The sequence below is a fragment of the Paenibacillus vortex V453 genome (assembly GCF_000193415.1).
GTDB lineage: Bacteria > Bacillota > Bacilli > Paenibacillales > Paenibacillaceae > Paenibacillus_AQ > Paenibacillus_AQ glucanolyticus.
Window position 1 is genome coordinate 162,939 of sequence record NZ_ADHJ01000044.1, and the last position, 14,856, is coordinate 177,794.

A 14,856-nucleotide genomic window follows, 5' to 3' on the forward strand; every position below is an offset into this window, starting at 1 on the left:
GGAGTTTAAGCGAGTGTTTCGGGGAGTTTATGCGAGAGCTTCGAAGGGGTTATGTGGGGCTCCGAAGAGTTTATGCCAGAGCTTCGAAGTGTTTATGGGGGGCTCCGAGTACGTATCGTTCCTCCAATCGCTGTTGTCGCCGAATTTCTTGGATTATGTTTTAATGGTTGAAATTCGGCTCCAAAGGCGACCGCTTCGCTTTTCCGGAATCGATTCGTCCTCTCCGCCGCTTCGAAGCAGAGCGAAATAGCGTCCCAGCGGATGCGAATCTCCCTGATCACAAGGGTGAGAAGGGGGACAAAAGCCGCCCTTGCAAAAGGCATCGGACGGCGGCTTGAAGGTAATCTCATGAAGTCATGAAGGGATACTTGGTTAGTAGTGGTTTGGCTTTTGGCTACTACTTCTTGCTACTTGCTTCGTGCTCCTTGCTGTTACTTCTTGCTACTTGCTTCTGCTTCTTTCTTCTTTCTTCTTGCTTCGTGCTCCTTGCTGTCTTGCTACTTGATACTCGCTTCTTGCTTCTTGTTTCTTACTCAGCCGCTACTTCCCCCCTTACTCCCTTCTCCGCCTTTAAATTTGGCGAATTCGAGGAAGGGAGCAGAGGTATTACAGGTCGACTTCTTGGAACAACACGTCAAAGTCCGGCACCTTAATGGGATGCGCCTTCTGGAAATCGTCGAAGAGCTTTTCCTGGAGCTGCTGATAACTGTCCATGCCCTTCATGCTCTCGTCTGTCAGGATGCTCTGGAGGAATTTACTGATGTATAGCGAGGTTTCGTAGGCTTCGTATACCTCATCACTGTTCCAAAACTCTTCTGTAGTCATACTGGTAATGCGGATGCGGTTCTCCATCATATAACGGATCAACTGGTGGTTCTCATCATTCGGATCAGCTTCATCCAGCGCTGCTTTTTGAAAATGGACTGCCTCGCTGACTTCTTCGGGTGTTACCACAATACCTGACTGTTTGGCATAATTCACGGTTAACTGCTTGGTGACCATATCCTGTAGGAGTGCTTCGTCTGAAGGAATCTCTACCACTTGATTCAAGGCATAGATTAAATCCCTGTTTTTCTTGGCTAATACATAATCGCTCAGCGATATATTAACCTTTTCATCCTTTACGACCCAATCCGGATTTGGACCACTTCGGATTCTATCTTGAAGTTCCTTCACGGAATCAAAGGTTTCTCGAATCACCTGCTTGTTATTCTCCGACAATGATACGGACTGAAGACTTGGCAGATTATCAATCGATTCCTTGGACTCAGCGTAGCCAAACGTGTCAGATTGCGCTTGGTTACAAGCGCTAATCAGCAGCATGGAAATTAATGACACTAGTAAGAAAAGATTCTTCATAGGGATTCTTCGATTCATCCTATCCCTCCTCATAAAGTCTGTCTTTATTAATATTAACGTTACTGAATGCCATTAGTTACAATTTTCCTCCAATACGCTACAATAGGGATGAATTTGTCTTATATCCTACACGACCAAGGAGTGATCAATAATGATGCAGTACACCACACTCGGTAAATCGGGTATGAAAGTAAGTCGTCTTTGTCTCGGAACTATGAACTTTGGTCCATCTACGGATGAAAAAGAAGCCTTCCGTATTATGGATGCAGCGCTCGATGCAGGCGTTAACTTCTTCGACACGGCTAATGTCTACGGTTGGGGCGAGAACTCCGGGCTGACCGAAACCATCATTGGACGCTGGTTCAACCAGGGCGGAGGCCGTCGTGAGAAAGTCGTTTTGGCTACCAAATTCTACGGTTCCATGAGTGATCCGCTGGATGGCCCCAACAATGAAGCCGGATTGTCCAGCTATAAACTTCGCCGTCATCTCGAAGCATCGCTAAAGCGTTTACAAACCGATCATATCGAGCTGTATCAAATGCATCATATTGATTTATCCGTTACATGGGACGAGCTGTGGGGAGCTTTTGAAGTTGCGGTTCAGCAAGGGAAGATCGGATATGTTGGATCCAGCAACTTTGCTGGCTGGCAGATTGCAGTTGCTCAAGCTGCTGCGCAGAATCGGCATTTCCTCGGCCTGGTCTCCGAGCAGCATAAATACAGCCTGACCTGCAGGCTGCCAGAACTCGAAGTGCTTCCTGCTTCGCAGAAGCTTGGACTCGGTGTGATTCCCTGGAGCCCGCTGGATGGCGGATTACTCGGACGCAATGCGCTCAAGAAAATGGAGGGCTCACGCAGTGGCGGAAATGCGGAGCGTGTGGAAAAATATCGCCCACAGCTGGAACAGTTCGCTGCTCTCTGCCAAGAGCTTGGGGAACCGCAGGATAATGTAGCCCTGGCCTGGGTGCTCAAGAATCCGGCTGTTACAGGACCAATTATCGGTCCACGCACCTTGGAGCAATTCGAAAGTTCTCTTCGTTCGCTTGAGGTTGAGCTCGATGAGTCGGTGATGAAGCGTCTCGATGAAATCTTCCCGGGTCCGGGAGGAGCCGCTCCACAAGCTTACGCCTGGTAAATACTTGCAGCGTCTCGACGGTTACTTCAAGCCTGATTAATTCGAGCGTCATCGTACGGATAACAGCAGGTAAGCTATATATATCGCAGTGACCAAAAAAGAGGGACCGCTTCAACAGGCGGCCCCTCTTTTTCATTGGATATCTCCACTGCTACCACTCGGGAAACAGAGTTACCCTTCGCATTAAGTATTTATAGTGTAGCCCGCTCGCGCCGGCTAAAGGTTTTGCGTTTCTCAATCAGAACGTTAACCGCATCCACGTAAGCTCTTGCGCTAGCTTCAAGAATGTCGGTACTCAAGCCGCGTCCCTGTGCAGCCACATCATTTTGTGACAGGACTACATGCACTTCGCCTTGAGCATCCTTCCCGTGGGTAACCGATTTAATGGAATAGTCCGCGAGTGTTACCTCTTCCCCGGTCACCTTGTCGATCGCATTATAGATTGCATCAACGGAACCGTTGCCCTCGGCTTCTTCCTCAATAGTCTGATCTGCTGTTGCAATGCGAACCCTGGCCGTCGGCGTGGATTCATTGCCATAAGCAACAAAGATTGTTTCCAGCTTGAATACTTCCGGCGTATCGATCAGTTTCTCCTCCAGCAAAGCCAGCAGATCCTCATCGGATACTTCCTTCTTCTTATCAGCCAGCACCTTGAATTTAGCGAAGGCGTCATTCACCTGCTCTTCGCTTAACTCATAACCCAGATCCAGCAATTTCTCGCGGAAGGCATGACGACCGGAATGCTTGCCTAGTACGAGTTTGCTTTCTTTAAGGCCGATCGACTCTGGCGTCATGATCTCGTATGTCGTTTTTTCCTTCAGCATGCCGTCCTGATGAATGCCGGATTCATGAGCGAATGCATTTGCCCCTACAATAGCTTTGTTTCCTGGCACTACCATTCCCGTAAGCTTGCTCACAAGGCGGCTTGTGCGGGCAATCTCAGTCAGCACAAGTCCGGTCTTCGCTTCGAAAAATTCCTCGCGGGTCGCCAGCGCCATCGCAATCTCTTCGATTGCCGTATTTCCTGCGCGTTCGCCGATACCATTAATTGTTCCCTCAATCTGATCAGCCCCGTTCAGGATGGCAGCAAGCGTGTTTGCCGTAGCCATTCCCAGATCGTTATGACAGTGCGCACTCAGTTGAACCTTCTCGATATCCGGAACATTTTCCTTCAGGTATTTGAATATGGCTCCATACTCCGAAGGATTCAAATAACCTACCGTATCCGGAATATTCACAACGTTCGCGCCTTCCCGCACGGCCATGCCGACCACTTCCGCCATGAAATCCAGCTCTGTCCGGCCAGCATCCTCCAGGGAAAATTCCACTTTGGAGAAATACTTCTTGGCATAACGAATCGAAGCTTGTGCCGTTTCCAGCACCTGCTGCTTCTCCATCCGCAGCTTAAACTTGCGGTGAATCGGCGATGTAGCCAGGAACACGTGAATGCACGGATCCTGTGCTCCTTGCAGGGCCTCCCTAACCGCATCGATGTCGTTCTCTCTGGAGCGTGATAGTCCAATGACCGTAACGTCCTTGACCGCGCGTGCCACTGCATTCACAGCTGCAAGATCACCAGGTGACGCAGCCGGAAAACCTGCTTCCATGCGGTCGATTTTCAACTTTTCGAGTTGAAGGGCAATTTCCACCTTTTCCCGAGTGTTCAAGTTCACGCCAGGAGACTGCTCTCCATCCCTCAGCGTTGTATCAAAGACATAAATCTTTCGCATGTCGGCACCTCCTTGAAGTTTATCGCATGACGTTAAACATCCGGCGGCAGGTTCATCCTATACCCTGCCGCCGGCTGCTTGATTTACAGGGTACGGGCAGCAGCACCATTGAACTGATGCTTGACTGCCCCATTCCTGAAGAATTCCTTATGAATTCTATATATTCTTATTTTTTGATCCAATGCATCATTTCACGAAGCTCGGCACCGACCACTTCAATCGGATGCTCGGACTCGTTGCGGCGAGTAGCTGTCAGGAATGCACGTCCGGATTGGTTCTCAAGGATAAAGTCGCGTGCGAATTTACCTTGTTGAATATCGGACAGCACTTCTTTCATCGCCTTCTTCGTATCTTCAGTTACAACGCGCGGTCCTGTTACATAGTCGCCATATTCAGCCGTGTTGCTGATGGAGTCGCGCATGCTTGCAAGGCCGCCTTCATAGATCATATCTACAATAAGCTTCAATTCATGCAGACACTCAAAGTATGCCATCTCCGGCGCATATCCAGCTTCCGTCAATGTTTCGAAACCGGCTTTGACCAATGCGGATACACCGCCGCATAATACCGCTTGCTCACCGAACAAATCGGTTTCGGTTTCTTCGCGGAAGGAAGTCTCGATAACGCCTGCACGAGTACAGCCAATGCCTTTTGCGTAAGCAAGGCCGATCGCCTTAGCTTGTCCAGTCGCATCTTTCTCGATTGCGATCAATCCAGGTACGCCAAAGCCTTCAACATACGTACGGCGAACCATGTGGCCCGGGGATTTAGGTGCAACCAGAAGGACATCGTTGTCTTTAGGAGCTACGATTTGACCGAAGTGAACGTTAAATCCGTGGGAGAACATCAAGGCAGCGCCTTTTTTCAGGTTTGGCTCGATATCGTTTTTGTACACGGATGCTTGCGTTTCGTCCGGCATCAGGATTTGTACCACGTCAGCACGGCTAACAGCCTCTGCTACAGAAAGCACTTCAAAGCCATCATTTTTCGCTTTATCAAAAGATTTACCTTCGCGAAGACCGATCACGACCTGCAATCCGCTGTCACGCAGGTTTTGTGCCTGGGCATGACCTTGGCTGCCATAACCGATAACCGCGATTGTTTTGTCTTTCAACACGCTGAGTTCTGCATCTTGTTCATAATAAGTAGTAATTGCCATTTGTATAAGTCCTCCTTTGATTTTAAAGACCCTTCATGATGAGCGGGTATCTCAATAGACCGACTTTATTCCCAATCACCGATCCGCTGAGACACCCGCTCATGCGATGAAGGCGTCTATCGCTTTATATTAGCTGTAAACTTTGTAATCTCGGGTAATTGATCATCGTATAGAATCATTACGCGTTACCGCGAATCATCGCAGTAACCCCGGTACGGGAAAGCTCCTGAATGCCGTACGGCTTAAGCAGCTCGATCATGGCATCGATTTTGACTGTGTCGCCTACGACCTGAACCATCATGTTTGCTGTGCCGATATCCACAACCGATGCACGGAAGGTCTCAACAACGCCCATAATCTCCGGTCTGGCTGAAGGCTCTGCCTTCACCTTAATCAGGGCAAGCTCTCTGGCCACCATCGGTTTCGAACTCAGGTTGATAACTTTGATGACATCGATCAGCTTGTAAAGCTGCTTCTCAACCTGCTCCAGTGTCGTTTCATCACCGGTGGTTACGATAACCATCCGGGATAATCCGGCTTCCTCCGACTGGCCCACCGTAATGCTCTCGATGTTAAAACCTCTGCGTCCGAATAATCCCGATACACGCTGCAGAACACCCGGCTGGTCGTTCACTAGTACGGCAATGGTATGTTTTGTACTCATCTTACGCATCCCCCATCAGCATTTGATCGATTGTCGACCCTTGCGTCACCATCGGATACACGTTCTCGCCTTTCTCAACAACAAATTCGACGAGGACCGGTCCCGGTGTTTCCAGCGCTTCAGCCCATGCACGCTGTGCTTCTTCTTTCGTAGCGGCACGAAGTCCCTTGACTCCATAGGCTTCTGCCAGCTTAACGAAATCAGGGCTTCCTGCCAGGTCGATGTGGCTGTATCGGTTATCGTAGATCAGTTCTTGCCATTGGCGAACCATGCCGAGCACCTGGTTGTTGATAACAACGATTTTTACCGGAATGTTGTTGATGGCACAGATGGCAAGCTCCTGCGAACACATCTGCATGCCGCCATCCCCGTTGATCGAAATAACCAGCCGATCCGGATGTGCCATTTGAGCGCCGATCGCTGACGGGAATCCGAAGCCCATCGTTCCAAGTCCACCGGAGGTGATCCATGAACGAGGCTGGCTGAACTTGTAATACTGAGCAGCCCACATTTGATGCTGACCAACATCCGTCGTTACAATCGCTTCACCCTTCGTTGTATCATTCAGCATTTCAATAACCCACTGCGGCTTCAGCACCGTCTCGGAATCAACATAACGGAATGGATACTCGGCTTTCCATTTGCTGATCTGATCTCTCCAAGCGTCTGCCTTCGCCGCATAAGGAACGATCGGATTCAGCATTTCAAGCACGGTCTTCACGTCCCCGACAATCGGAATATCCGTTGGCACGTTCTTGCCGATCTCAGCCGGGTCAATGTCGATATGGACGATCTTCGCATGCGGAGCGAAACCGTCAAGCTTTCCTGTAACCCTGTCGTCAAACCTTGCCCCGATGTTGATCAGCAGGTCCGATTGCTGAATGCCATGGTTCGATGTGTAGGTACCGTGCATACCCGGCATTCCCGTCCACAGGTCATGACCGCTTGGGAAGGCGCCCAAGCCGAGAAGCGTGGTTGTGATCGGAATACCGGATTTATTCACGAATTCGTAAAGTCCTTCATGAGCACCCGAGTAGATCACGCCGCCGCCTGCAAGAATCATCGGACGTTCCGCTTCCTCAATCGCACGGGCCAATTTATCCAGCTGAAGTTTGTTTGGCACGGTCCGAGGATTGTAACCTCTCAGCTGAATTCGATCATCCGGCTGGAACAGCGTGGTTGCTGCCGATACATCCTTAGGCACATCGATCAATACCGGACCTTTGCGTCCTGTTGAAGCGATGTGGAAGGCTTCGTGAATCACCCGCGGCAGGTCTTTCACATCTCTTACCAAATAGCTGTGTTTCGTAATCGGCATCGTGATGCCCGTAATGTCCGCTTCCTGGAAAGCATCTGTACCAATCAGGGTTGTTGCTACGTTTCCGGTAATGACAACAAGCGGAACGGAGTCCATGTAGGCTGTTGCAATACCGGTCACAAGGTTTGTGGCCCCCGGTCCCGAAGTCGCAATACATACACCGACCTTGCCGCTTGCGCGGGCATAGCCGTCAGCCGCATGAATTGCGCCTTGTTCGTGACGGGTCAAGACATGGTTGAAATCCTCAAAACCATACATTGCATCGTAGATATACAGGACCGCTCCACCCGGATATCCGAAGACGCACTCGACACCTTCGAGCAGAAGACTCCGAAGCAAGATTTCCGATCCGGTAATCACTTCAGGCTTCAACCATTTCTCTCGTAATTGTTCTGTAGACCGCACTTCTGGAGTTTGCGCGCTCATCAGTCATCCTCCTCTCAAATATTGGCACTCATTCATTCAATCATCCAAGCAACAAAAAAACCTTCCGTCGCCACACCCGGAGTATCTCCGTGTGAGGGACGAAAGGTTTAGCTTCCGTGGTACCACCCATGTTTGCCCTACACTTCGCAGTGTAAAGCCTCAGCAGGTATGAAGAACATGAAACACAGATCTTCAATATCTGCAGTCCGTAACGTGGACTAAGACGATTTTCCCTAATAAACGCTGTTACGACTTAATGCGATAAAGTCATAGCGTAACATCTTTCAGGAAAACAGCTCCGAGGTGAGCTCGTATAAAAGGGGTTTTGGTGGTGGTTTCAGCTGATCCATCCACTCTCTGAGCAAAAGAGCCCTTTAAACTTCGTCCTCATCATTGCCGATTGGATATATTCGTTAAAATGTTTAGAAACATTATATGATTCATTCATTCCAGAAGTCAACACATTTATTTTACTTCCGATGAAAGGTTTTCATTCGCAATTCGAGTTAATCCTTCGCTTTTCTGATGTAAAACACCCTATTAAACCCTGCTACATATGATAAATGGAGCTAACTGAATAGCGGTGAAGGGAGGGAATAACACGATGATCCGCTATCGAAAACCTGGGCAGGATGATCCCATGATTCAACAGCTGATTGAGTCCCAACTCGTCCCGCTTTCCCATATGACAAAAAAAGAGTTGGATACCATCCGCAAGGATATTCCCTCTCGATTGCGACGCGGCGTGACTCTCGTTGCCTCAAATTCAGATCACGAAAAAGTCATTGCCTTTATCCATTTTATGATGCACGGCGAACTGCTCTATATCGACATGCTGGCCGTAGCACCCACCGCACAGCGAAAACGGTGGGGTATCCGATTGATGGAACATGCCGAACGTTTCGCTGTATCCCGCGGATGCAAACGCGCCAAGGTCATGGTAGACATCGGCAACCAAACTGGTCTTAACTTTTACCGCAAACTCGGTTATACGGTTACCAGAATCATTGAACCAAGCCAATGCTATGAACTGGAGAAGATCTGGTATGCTTAATTACCAGAAAAAGCCCCCGCCAAAGCCAGGTCCGAAACCTGGGCCGTAGCCGCCATAACCAGGTCCAAATCCTCCGTATCCTCCAGGGTATCCTCCCGGATAGCCGCCAAAACCGCCGCCGAATGCGTATGGAGCCGTACCAATGGCAAGAAGATCAAACAATGCGAGCGGAACAATCGCCTTGGTCTTTACTTTTTTGCCCTTTGTTGCAGGTGCCACAAAAAGGCGGCTGCCGGAGACACGTACCAGCTTGCCTGTCACCACAGTCCCGTCTTTCTTATACGCTACGATCTCTTTGCCCACATATGATTTCACTTTTGCCTTACTGACAGGCTTGTGCATAAGATCCCTCCTCAGGTAATATACATTTCAATCTATTCAGGAAGGATATCCTTTGCTTGTTTAATGGCCCTTACCGGGCAAAAGATAGGCATAATTCTGCAAAAAGCATGGCTTCGGCTGCATTATATATCCGGGGGATGCAACAAGACCTCAAAAACGAAAAAACCGCCGTAATATTACGGCGGTTTTTTCATACACGTATAATTAAGCGTTCACTTTTTCTTTAGCTACAGTAGCCAAGGAATTGAACGCGTTCAGATCATTAACAGCCAGATCAGCCAGCATTTTACGGTTAATGTCAACGCCAGCAAGTTTCAGACCATGCATCAATTTGCTGTAAGACAGACCGTTTTGACGAGCAGCCGCGTTGATACGAACGATCCACAATTTGCGGAAATTACGCTTCGTATTGCGACGATCCCGGTATGCATAAACGAGGGATTTCATTACCTGCTCGTTAGCGGTTTTAAAAATGCGGTGTTTGGAACCGAAATAACCTTTCGCAAGCTTCAATACTTTTTTATGTCGACGACGAACGACAAATCCGCCTTTAACTCGTGCCATATCAAAAGACCTCCCAATAATTGTTGTTTACTATTTCAAGTTAGCCAGACCTTGCTTCAAACGTTTAACATCTCCAGGCGCCATTATAGGGCTGTTGGACAATACGCGCTTCGCACGCTTGGATTTGTGGGAAAGCAAGTGGTTTTTGTAAGCTTTATAACGTTTTACTTTACCAGTACCTGTAATTTTGAAGCGGCCTTTCAGGCTGCTATGTGTTTTCATTTTGGGCATTGTAGTACTTCCTCCTCTAATTTCTCTTAGGCTTTTGGTGCCAAAATCATAATCATGCTGCGGCCTTCCAGTTTTGGTTGACGCTCAATGACGCAGAGATCTGCTACTTCCACCTTCACGCGCTCCAAAATTTTCTGCCCGATGTTGGCATGGGTGATTTCACGACCACGGAAACGCACGGAGCATTTCACTTTGTCGCCTTCTTTCAAAAACTTAACGACATTGCGAAGCTTGGTTTGATAATCATGCTCCTCAATGTTGGCTCGGAACCATACTTCTTTAATATCCACAATTTTCTGGTTCTTACGTGCTTCCTTCTCTTTCTTCTGCTGCTCATAGCGGAATTTACCGTAGTCCATGATGCGGCATACCGGCGGTTTCGCCTGAGGGGCCACGTTCACCAGATCCAGATTGAGATCAATTGCCATTTGCAGTGCTTCACGAATCGGCTTGATCCCGATTTGCTCACCTTCGGCACCAACCAAACGTACTTCCTTGGCCCGAATCTCGTCATTGATCATATGTTCCTTACTGATAGTCCTCCACCTCCAAATTACTTGTTGTTCCTGTTTGCAAAAAAAAATAAAGGGATGACGGGTTAATCACCGACATCCCTATTTGATACTCATCTCACAAATGAAGTTGAATCCATTCATTGATTTCGTGATCAAACCAGCCAACGTATGTCAGTCAGGTGAGAAGCGGCGCTTCTGCTTGCAATCAGATATTCTGTTTAACAGACTAGGATAGTATAACAGGTCCCACCAGCCTGTGTCAACACAGATATAACATAAACTTTATTACCCTTGTTTGCTCTGCACTTCTTCAAGGCGCACAACCCGGGTATGCTCCGTATGACTCCACTGCTTGTTGTTCTGCGTGAAGAACGCATACACCGTGATAGGATACCACGACAGCAGATAAATCGGGAACAGCACCAGATACAAGTAAACCTTCTTGTATTTGACCTTCTCAAGCAGCATCGCAATCATGAACGTGAACACGTTAGCCGCAATCGCGGTAAAGCTTAGCCACAGCGGCAGATATCCGTACAGATTTGCGATATTCGGACCATCGAAGAACGAGTTGTCAATCCAAATGACGGCCGTCAACAAGAAAGTCAGCAGCACGATGTAGACGTTAACTCCGTACAGAGCCAAGTCCAGCTTCACGAGGCTGCGTTCTTTAATGGCACGCCACAGCAGCGGGAAAAAATAACGGCGGGCAACCGTAAAGTGACCCTGCATCCAGCGCAGACGCTGTCTGGCAGAAGCCTTGAACGTAAGCGGCTTTTCGTCAAATACCTTGGCATCATAGTTGAATTTCGGGTACACGCCGCGCATAACGCTGCGCATGGTGAACTCCAAATCCTCAACCAGACTGGTTGCGCCCCAGCCCATCTCCTTCAAGAGATTCGTCTCGAAGCACATTCCTGTACCGCCAAGGAAGTTGGCCATGTTCAGATTGCTGCGGGAAAGCTGCCACAGACGGTTGATGTACCAATAGGACACCCCGTAAGAGGCGGTGATCCAAGAATCCTCAGGGTTCTTGGTATCGATGTATCCCTGGATAACTCTCGCTCCAGAGCTAAGATCATTATTCATTTCGATCAGGAAATTCGGATCTGCCAGATTATCTGCATCAAACATGACGACCGCATCATACTGGCGCGGCATTGCCCAGAGCTCTTTGAGCATCCATTCGATGGCATAGCCTTTGCCTCGCAGATTCTGGTTCGTACGCACGCATGCGTTCATCCCGTGGGCACGGACGATCTCAGCAGTACGGTCTGTACAGTTGTCACATATGACAAATACATCGTACAGATCTTTTGGATAGTTAAGCTGTTTCAGGTTCTCCATCAGAGCTCCGACAACCTGTTCTTCGTTGTGTGCAGCAACTAACACTGCAAATGATTTATTCGGTTCAAAATGCTGCTTCTTTTTTCTCTTGATCAGACCAAACAAAGAGAATACGAACTGGTACACACCCACCGCGGCCAAAAATAGTTGGAGCGCGATAAAGATGGCGTCTGTCATGATTCTCCGTTACCCCCTTTTTATAACCCGAGAATGTTTTGTTATTTTTTCTCTCTAAGTTTTTTGCTTTTTTTTGTTGTTGCATGACCCTGTGACCTGTGTCTGTTTCTTCTAGTAGCCTCGGTGCCGCGGGGCAACTTCGCACGTCATACACGATTTTCCACACTTTTGAATCTTTTGTCAAAACCGTGGAATGCTCTAATTTACGGAAAAACTTCGTAAAAGAGCGCAGCTTGCGATCCAGTTTGCCAGCAAGCTTCGTTTCAAACGGCTTTAGTTCTTATTTTCATCTGTTTTCTTACTTTTTATTTCTTTGGCTGCCCATTTTTTATTTTTTAATCTTGTCCGCCAATAAATAAACGTAACAGACACCCAAAAAGTTTTAGTTTTTCAACACTCTTTCTCTAAATAAACTTTTTGACGCCCGTTTGAATCATTGTAGCGGCAACTTATACTCAAGTCAAAAGTCCACGGACCCTGATTTTCTACAAAATGCGCGCTGGCGACTAACTCCTTTAGTAACAAGGCTCCGGCAAGAACCTCGCCGAGAAAAGCTTGCTCTCCCGGGACCAAAGTCCCGTGAGCACAGGCTGGAAGTGGTTGATTTCTATTCCCAAAGTCGATATGTTAAAGTTAAAGAATAACGCTGCAGAACGGGTGAAAAGTAGTGGCTAAAAAAAGAGTCTTGCTGTTATCGGAAGGGTTCGGTGCAGGCCATACACAGGCTGCTCACGCACTTTCCAGCAGCCTGCGCCAATTGTCGCCTAGCGTACAGACCAAGGTTCTTGAGCTTGGAAGCTTCTTGAACCCGAAAATCGCTCCACTGATCATTTCGGCCTACAGGAAGACGATCACAACTCGCCCGAGATTGGTCGGGTATATGTATCGTCATCAAAAATCCTTCAATCGGTTCACCGCATTGGCGCTTCACCGAATGTTCTATACAAGCACCAAAAACGTGGTCAGACAACTCAGACCCGATATCATCGTGTGCACCCATTTCATTCCAAGTGCTGTGATCTCGCGTTTGAAACGGCTCGGCACCGATGTGCCTCTGTGTACCGTTATAACCGATTATGATGCTCATGATACATGGATTAGCCCTGAAGTCGACCGCTATTTCGTATCCACGCCGGAGGTTAAGCGAAAGCTGCTCAACCGCGGGGTGTCTCAAGCTAAAATTCAGGTTACCGGCATCCCCATTCATCCTGACTTCTGGACTCATCCGGGCAAAGAGGAGATCAGGGAACGATTTCAGTTGTCCGATATGCCGACCGTGCTTGTCATGGGCGGAGGCTGGGGAATCATGAATGACGAGGTTGTCCATGAATTCTTGACAAGATGGCGGGGCGAAGTCCAGATCATATTTTGTCTTGGCAATAACGATAAGGGACGCGAAGAAATGGAGAGCAATCCGCGGTTCCAGCATCCCAACATCCGGATATTGGGCTTTACACGCGAGATTGACAAGCTGATGGAGGTATCGGATCTGCTCGTCACGAAGCCCGGGGGCATGACATGCACCGAAGGCCTGGCGAAGGGAATCCCGATGCTGTTTCACCAGCCTCTTCCAGGACAGGAAGAGGAGAACTGCCAATACTTTACAGCCCAGGGCTTGGGAGAACCCATCACTTCGCTGGAGGTTATTGGTAAATGGATGAATAAACTGCTCCAGCATTATGATCTGATCCAATTGCAGCGAGCGAAAAACTTGCGAAATATCGAGCGCTTCCATCCGATGCAAAGCGCTCGCAGCATCATCGATATGCTCGAAAATGAAAAGGTGTACTCCTAAAATAAAATGTACCCCATAAGACAGACACTTTGAAAAAGGTCATCTTATAGGGTACATTTTAAAAGCGGAGCACACCTTTTTTATGCGTTTTTTCGGTGAATATGTCACCGATTGATAGATTTTCTTCTATTATAATAGTTGTAAACGTTATCATAGACGAAATTATCGTGCATACACACTATTTTCCGTATTTTTCAAGACGGTTCTTGCGATAGGCATCAAGCGCTTCCTTGCCCACAATGGCCTCGCAGCGATGAATCTGCATGCCTTGACCAACGAATTTAGTCTCATATTCTGTCATTACATGCTCTTCGTTCAATCCTTCACGATGCAGATCAAGTGAAATGTTGGTCATTTGCAGCCCATAATCAGCAAAGGAATTCAGCGAGAATTCAAACAGTGTCACCGAATCGGTCTTGAAATGTATCTCCCCGCGATCGTTCAGTATTTGGGAGTACTTGTCCAGAAAACGCGGATGCGTCAAACGACGGCGTGCATGTTTTGATTTTGGCCACGGATCGCTGAAGTTCAAATACAACCGTTCAATTTCGCCAGGCTCAAAAACCTGTTCGACACTCTCGATGTTAAACAACGCCAGTTTCAAATTCGGCGGAGTATCCACACCTTCCTGGGCCCACACGTTGCGCCCCTTCTCACTGGCGCGGCGAATCAACTCATCGTACATGTCCACCCCGATAAAATTCACTTGCTGGTGCTTATAACTCATCTGGCTGATAAATTGACCCTTGCCCATGCCGAATTCGACATGAATCGGAAGATCATTGCCAAATAATGAAGCCCATTTCCCTCTATATTGACCGGGGTCCAAAACGACCAGGTCTTCCTGCTGCTCCAGATTTTCCCGTATACCTTTTCTTCCGCGTAAACGCATGTCATACCTCCGAAACTTGTCCAAGTAAGATTTAGAATTATATCCCGATACTGCATTATTGTGACGAAGTTAACCCCAAATGTAAAGAGTCCCATAGAAAAAGGAACCTATTCTCTGCTGAAGTGCACCCCTTAGAATGGACATTGGA

Annotated in this window: 14 protein-coding genes; 3 read left to right on the forward strand and 11 right to left on the reverse strand. The window is 48.1% G+C overall.

Annotation, left to right across the window (positions count from 1 at the left end; genetic code table 11):
• Positions 1-606: 606 nt before the first annotated feature.
• Positions 607-1,377 (reverse strand): hypothetical protein, encoded by a 771-nt coding sequence (locus PVOR_RS24575; RefSeq protein ID WP_006212246.1) that lies wholly within the window; start codon positions 1,375-1,377, stop codon positions 607-609.
• A gap of 136 nt (positions 1,378-1,513) precedes the next feature.
• Between PVOR_RS24575 and PVOR_RS24580 the strand changes: the two genes are divergently transcribed.
• Positions 1,514-2,494: an aldo/keto reductase gene (locus PVOR_RS24580; RefSeq protein ID WP_036639819.1), complete on the forward strand. Its 981-nt coding sequence runs from the start codon at positions 1,514-1,516 to the stop codon at positions 2,492-2,494.
• 191 nt (positions 2,495-2,685) lie between these two features.
• On the opposite strand, the gene PVOR_RS24585 is transcribed toward PVOR_RS24580, so the two are convergent.
• From PVOR_RS24585 to ilvB, 4 genes are all read right to left on the reverse strand, one after another.
• On the reverse strand, positions 2,686-4,224 hold the full coding sequence (locus PVOR_RS24585) for a 2-isopropylmalate synthase (protein ID WP_006212249.1): 1,539 nt from the start codon (positions 4,222-4,224) through the stop codon (positions 2,686-2,688).
• A gap of 166 nt (positions 4,225-4,390) precedes the next feature.
• On the reverse strand, positions 4,391-5,383 hold the full coding sequence (gene ilvC / locus PVOR_RS24590) for a ketol-acid reductoisomerase (protein ID WP_006212250.1): 993 nt from the start codon (positions 5,381-5,383) through the stop codon (positions 4,391-4,393).
• 178 nt (positions 5,384-5,561) lie between these two features.
• Positions 5,562-6,047 carry an acetolactate synthase small subunit gene (gene ilvN, locus PVOR_RS24595; RefSeq protein WP_006212251.1) on the reverse strand — a complete coding sequence of 162 codons (486 nt, stop codon included), beginning with the start codon at positions 6,045-6,047 and terminating at the stop codon, positions 5,562-5,564.
• A 1-nt stretch (position 6,048) separates the two neighbouring features.
• Entirely contained in the window at positions 6,049-7,791 is a 1,743-nt protein-coding gene (ilvB, locus tag PVOR_RS24600) for a biosynthetic-type acetolactate synthase large subunit (RefSeq protein WP_006212252.1), read from the reverse strand.
• A gap of 604 nt (positions 7,792-8,395) precedes the next feature.
• Here ilvB and PVOR_RS24605 point away from each other — a divergent pair.
• Positions 8,396-8,845: a GNAT family N-acetyltransferase gene (locus PVOR_RS24605; RefSeq protein WP_006212253.1), complete on the forward strand. Its 450-nt coding sequence runs from the start codon at positions 8,396-8,398 to the stop codon at positions 8,843-8,845.
• Here the strand turns inward: PVOR_RS24605 and PVOR_RS24610 are convergent, their stop codons facing one another.
• From PVOR_RS24610 to PVOR_RS24630, 5 genes are all read right to left on the reverse strand, one after another.
• Positions 8,846-9,187, reverse strand: a complete 342-nt coding sequence (locus PVOR_RS24610; RefSeq protein WP_006212254.1) for a hypothetical protein — start codon at positions 9,185-9,187, stop codon at positions 8,846-8,848.
• Positions 9,188-9,391: 204 nt separating this feature from the next.
• A complete protein-coding gene (rplT, locus tag PVOR_RS24615) occupies positions 9,392-9,751 on the reverse strand; it encodes a 50S ribosomal protein L20 (protein WP_006212255.1) in 360 nt (119 codons plus the stop codon).
• Between the two features lie 30 nt (positions 9,752-9,781).
• Complete coding sequence (rpmI, locus tag PVOR_RS24620) at positions 9,782-9,982, reverse strand: 50S ribosomal protein L35 (protein ID WP_006212256.1); 201 nt, start codon at positions 9,980-9,982, stop codon at positions 9,782-9,784.
• A gap of 26 nt (positions 9,983-10,008) precedes the next feature.
• Positions 10,009-10,503, reverse strand: coding sequence for a translation initiation factor IF-3 (gene infC / locus PVOR_RS24625; RefSeq protein ID WP_006212258.1), 495 nt, complete (start codon positions 10,501-10,503; stop codon positions 10,009-10,011).
• A 279-nt stretch (positions 10,504-10,782) separates the two neighbouring features.
• On the reverse strand, positions 10,783-12,021 hold the full coding sequence (locus PVOR_RS24630) for a glycosyltransferase family 2 protein (protein WP_006212259.1): 1,239 nt from the start codon (positions 12,019-12,021) through the stop codon (positions 10,783-10,785).
• A 667-nt stretch (positions 12,022-12,688) separates the two neighbouring features.
• Here PVOR_RS24630 and PVOR_RS24635 point away from each other — a divergent pair.
• Complete coding sequence (locus PVOR_RS24635) at positions 12,689-13,816, forward strand: UDP-N-acetylglucosamine--LPS N-acetylglucosamine transferase (RefSeq protein ID WP_036639723.1); 1,128 nt, start codon at positions 12,689-12,691, stop codon at positions 13,814-13,816.
• A 178-nt stretch (positions 13,817-13,994) separates the two neighbouring features.
• On the opposite strand, the gene trmB is transcribed toward PVOR_RS24635, so the two are convergent.
• Positions 13,995-14,708 carry a tRNA (guanosine(46)-N7)-methyltransferase TrmB gene (gene trmB, locus PVOR_RS24640; RefSeq protein WP_006212261.1) on the reverse strand — a complete coding sequence of 238 codons (714 nt, stop codon included), beginning with the start codon at positions 14,706-14,708 and terminating at the stop codon, positions 13,995-13,997.
• Between the last annotated feature and the right edge of the window lie 148 nt (positions 14,709-14,856).